Origin of the sequence: Borreliella japonica (assembly GCF_900099615.1) — a bacterium.
Lineage (GTDB): Bacteria > Spirochaetota > Spirochaetia > Borreliales > Borreliaceae > Borreliella > Borreliella japonica.
Genome location: NZ_FMTE01000017.1, coordinates 1 through 4,626 on the forward strand (window position 1 = coordinate 1; position 4,626 = coordinate 4,626).

At 23.2% G+C, this 4,626-nt stretch carries 4 protein-coding genes and 1 pseudogene; all 5 read left to right on the top strand.

Features of this window, described 5'->3' with window-relative positions; all coding sequences use genetic code 11:
- Positions 1-437 precede the first annotated feature (437 nt).
- Positions 438-1,532 (top strand): plasmid maintenance protein, encoded by a 1,095-nt coding sequence (locus BLO14_RS05500; protein ID WP_091973854.1) that lies wholly within the window; start codon positions 438-440, stop codon positions 1,530-1,532.
- Positions 1,533-1,578: 46 nt separating this feature from the next.
- Positions 1,579-2,328: a ParA family protein gene (locus BLO14_RS05505; RefSeq protein ID WP_091973857.1), complete on the top strand. Its 750-nt coding sequence runs from the start codon at positions 1,579-1,581 to the stop codon at positions 2,326-2,328.
- A gap of 49 nt (positions 2,329-2,377) precedes the next feature.
- Positions 2,378-2,956 carry a chromosome replication/partitioning protein gene (locus BLO14_RS05510; RefSeq protein ID WP_091973860.1) on the top strand — a complete coding sequence of 193 codons (579 nt, stop codon included), beginning with the start codon at positions 2,378-2,380 and terminating at the stop codon, positions 2,954-2,956.
- A gap of 12 nt (positions 2,957-2,968) precedes the next feature.
- Complete coding sequence (bdr, locus tag BLO14_RS05515) at positions 2,969-3,427, top strand: Bdr family repetitive protein (protein ID WP_091973863.1); 459 nt, start codon at positions 2,969-2,971, stop codon at positions 3,425-3,427.
- A 741-nt stretch (positions 3,428-4,168) separates the two neighbouring features.
- A pseudogene (locus tag BLO14_RS05525) lies at positions 4,169-4,626 on the top strand (DUF244 domain-containing protein); the annotation flags it as partial.

Sequence of the window (4,626 nt, forward strand, 5' to 3'; positions counted from 1 at the left end):
TTATTTTGTATATTTTCTTGATTATTATTGTTTGTTGTGTTTGTCATTTTAGACAACCTCCTATATTTTAGATATAAATAAATATATAGCAAAAACTATTTTTGCCAACTTTTTTACAAAAATTTTTGCAAAAAAAAGTGGGACTTAACCAAACTCTCTTTACAAAGAATCTCGTTAAGCTCCCACTATATTTTTATTTTTTGGAAATTATCTAAATATAGGTAGGTTGAAAATATGTAAATATTTCCCTACACTATTTGTAGTATAGACTAACTTATCATTAAAATCAATCTTTTTACTATTTTATAAAAAAGTATATTTAATTAATGAAATTAATAATTATAATTTAATATTTTTTTAGAAAAGTATTTACTTTTAAATCAAAATTTTGCATTATATTATTTATAATTATTATTAATCTAAGTATAGGAGAAAATATGAAAGATTTTCGAACCGACACAAAAAATCTAAATTGCTACAATAAGCATCAACATAAATTAATAGTTCTTATCTCAACTTTAAAGTATGTAAACAAAAAATATAAAAAATACACTCAACAAAACATACTCTATTACTTTAACGAAAATCTCAAAAGAAATGGTCAAAATCCCGTTAAGTTAAAGACACTTCAAAAATATCTTTACGAATTAGAAAAAAAATTTAAAGTAACAACTAATTATTATAAGCACTTGGGGGTAAATTGCGGCACTGAAATTTACTATAAACTTAATTATCCAAAAAAAGAGTGTCACCATATGATAAACAAATACTTCGAAGACAAAAAACATTCAAGATTTGAAAAAAGAGTTGAAATAGGCCTTAAAGACAAATTTAATAAAAATAGGTGTGTAGATTTGGAGGAGTGCTTAAGTAATAAAAATAATAATATAAAAGAAGAAAAGAATAAAAAGATAGAAAAGTTTCAAATAATAAAATATTCCAATAAATGTAACTTTAAATGCAAAGAAATTCTTCCTTTTATATTAAATTTAGATTTTAATAAAGACTTGAAAATTAAAATGCTTAAAGTCTCAAAAATAATTGAGATGAAACTACTAAAACATAAAAATATACATTTTAATAAATCTTGCTTTAAAGATAAGCAAAACAAATTAAAAGAAATTCTAGAAAATACTAAAAAACAATTAGAAAAAAAAGGATACAATACTGAACAATTGGAAACAGAATTTAAAAAAATATATGAAAACTATAAAAATAAGCCGCATTTTATTATTGAAAATCAAAAATATAACGATTTACGCAAAATAACGCTCAAATTAGAAAAATCAATTGAATTGAAAAAAGAAAACCCACAAAAAGATTATGAGTATATAAAAACAACCATTTATAATATTCTCATTGAGCAACTAAAAGAAAAGGCGAATATTGAATTTATAAAGCCAATTATAAAAACATATTTGAATAGCAAAAAGAAATTAGAATATAATAAAGTATTTGGTACATATAATTGTGAATTATTAGAACTAATAAAAAATGAAAATAATTCTTTAATTTTAAAAGAAGTTGTATGAGGATTGAACATGGGAAAAAATATCCCAAACAAGGAATGTTAATAAAATGGATACTAAAAAACCCAAAATAATAACAATTGCGTCAATTAAAGGTGGTGTTGGTAAAAGCACAAGTGCGATAATATTTGCAACTCTTTTGGCACAAAAATATAAAGTATTATTAATAGATATAGATACTCAAGCATCTACTACTAGTTATTATTATGATAATATACAAAAATCTAGTGTAGATTTAAGAAAAAATAATATATATGAAATTTTGATAGAAAAATTAGATATTAATCAATCAATTGTCAATGTTGCGAATAATTTAGATTTAATACCCAGTTATTTAACCTTACACAGTATAAATGCTTTTGGTTATAAGCACACTTTTGATGAATTTAGATTAAAAAATGATCTTAAACACCTGGATTTTGAGTATGATTTTATTATAATTGATACTCCACCAAGTTTGGACTTTACTTTAACTAATGCTTTAGTTTGTTGCAATTATGTAATTGTACCTTTGACAGCAGAAAAATGGACAATTGAAAGTTTTGATCTTTTGAAATTCTTTATGGAAAAAATAGGGTTAGAATTGCCTACTTTTTTCATAATAACGAGATTTAAGAAAAATAATACACATAAACAATTATTAGAAATGTTAAACTCTAAAGAAAATTTTTTAGGAATGATATCGGAAAGAGAAGACTTAAATAGGAGAATTGCTAGTAATTCTTCTTTTGATTTTCAAATGGATTATATAAAAGAGTATAAAAATTCATTAATGAATTTTTATAAAAAATTAAAATGATTTTATTCACTAGTTCAACGTAGTGAACGAATAGCTAAGGAGGATTGTTATGAAAAACAATACAAAATTAAGAATTAATAAAAGAGATATTGATTCTGAAGGAAATGCATTACTTGTAGATTCTTCTAATGTTAGTAAAAATGGTGTTGAAGTAGATCGTTATAATATTTTGAAAAAGAAATTATATGTAAACCTTAGAGAAGGAGTTTCTAATAGAATACAATGTATGAAAATCTTAAAAGAAATTAAAGATAATGAATATTATAAGCTTGATGGGTACAAAAGTTTTGATGCTTTTATAAAAGATTATGATGTTGCAAAAACCCAGGCGTATAACTATTTAAAAATTGCTAATGCAATAGAATCAGGGGTTATTGAGGAACAATATGTATTAGATAATGGATTTAGATCAATATTAAGTGTATTAAAAGATAAAGAAAGTCCAGCCTTGAAAAAATCTAAACAAAATCCAATAAAACCTTTAAGATTTCAACTTAAAAGTCAAGAAAGTTACGATTTTTACAAAAGCAATGCTAAATTCACAGGGTTTTTGTTAGACAAATTATTTAATAATGAAAAAGAGATAATTAAAAAAATCATGAAAGAATATAAGCAATTAAAAGGATAATATGGGAATTTTATGAATAATTTAGCGTATAGAACATACAATATAGAAAGCATAAAAAATGAGTTTTTAAACATAGGGTTTAGCGAGGAGGCAATAGATTTTGTTTTTCTTCATAATGATAATTACAGCTTTGAATATTTAAAAGAGAAAATAATTGATGTAGAGAAGACTTTACGAAAAGATATATCTAATTTAGATACCAAGATTGATAATGTAGAAAAGAATTTAAACTATAAAATAGATAGTTTAAATACCAAAATAGATAGTGTAAATACCAAGATAGATTTTGTAGAAAAAAATTTACAAAAAGATTTATTTATTTTAAATGCTAAGATAGACAATGAAGTAAAGAATTTGAGAAAAGATCTTAATATGGGAAACAGGCTAATACATTTTATGATATTAACAGCCGCAATTCTAGGTCCAATTTTAAATGCTTTATTTATGAAATATTTACAATTCATTAAATAATGAATAATACATAATTTGCTTTTTAAGTAATATATTATAATGTTGATGAACATTACTATAAAATAACATTTTATTTTTGCTCTATTCTAAATTAGAACTTATTCGAACTTTTTTACAAAAGATTTTAAATAAGTTCTTTTTTTGTAAAAAGACAAATTGATTTTAATTCTAAATTGGGTAATACTTAATTGTTGAATTTTTTTTAAAAAAAGTTGATAAAAATAGTTTTTGGTATACATATATATATGTATTGCTAAAAACTTCATTATATCAAATATAGTCCAATTAAGTGAGTGCATAGCTATATTCTTTTAGTAGAGAATCAGGCTAAGCCCTCATTTTTTTCAAAAATTTTTTGTATCAAACTTGGCAAAAACAGTTTTTGCAATATAATAAATATTGCAAAATATGATCTCTATATTGCATATATAAAATAAAGGTTACATTTTGGTGGACTTAACTAGTTCTTTAACAAGAGAATTTAGTTAAGTCTTACTTTTTTTGTAAAATTTTTATAAATAAGTTGACAAAAAAGATTTTTGTTATACTATATATACACATATATAGCAAAAAAAAGTTTTTATTATTCAATTAAATCCAATATAGTGGGGTTTAACTAATTTCTTTATAAAGAGTTTAGTTAAGCTCTAGTTTTTTTGTAAAAAATTTTTGTAAAAAAGTTGGCAAAAATAGTTTTTGCTATATATTTATTTATATCTAAAATATAGGAGGTTGTCTAAAATGACAAACACAACAAACAATAATAATCAAGAAAATATACAAAATAACGGAGATGTAAAAATGAAGCATGTTGAGCAACAAAGTTTTATTGGTTGTGAAGTGTTTGAGGAAAAATCCTCTCCAGTTAAAGAAAAAAGCAAATTAAGCAAGATAGGCAAAAAATTACCAGGAATAAGTAGTCAAGAATGTTTTAAGTTTAATCGAAATATTGATTTTAGCGTGCAGAGAAACAAACTCAATAAATATGGAGCTAGTGAAGTGGGTACTGTTCTAATTGGTGGAGCTGGACTTAAAGACTTGATGATAAACAGAGTGCTTAAATATTTTGGTATGAGTATGCCTTTTAAAGAGAATTTGTATATGCTCAAGGGTAAAGAGTTGGAAAATTTAGGATTTAGAGAATTTGTTAAAGCTCACGGCGATAATATTGATGTTTTGTATAAAAATAAATATGCCAA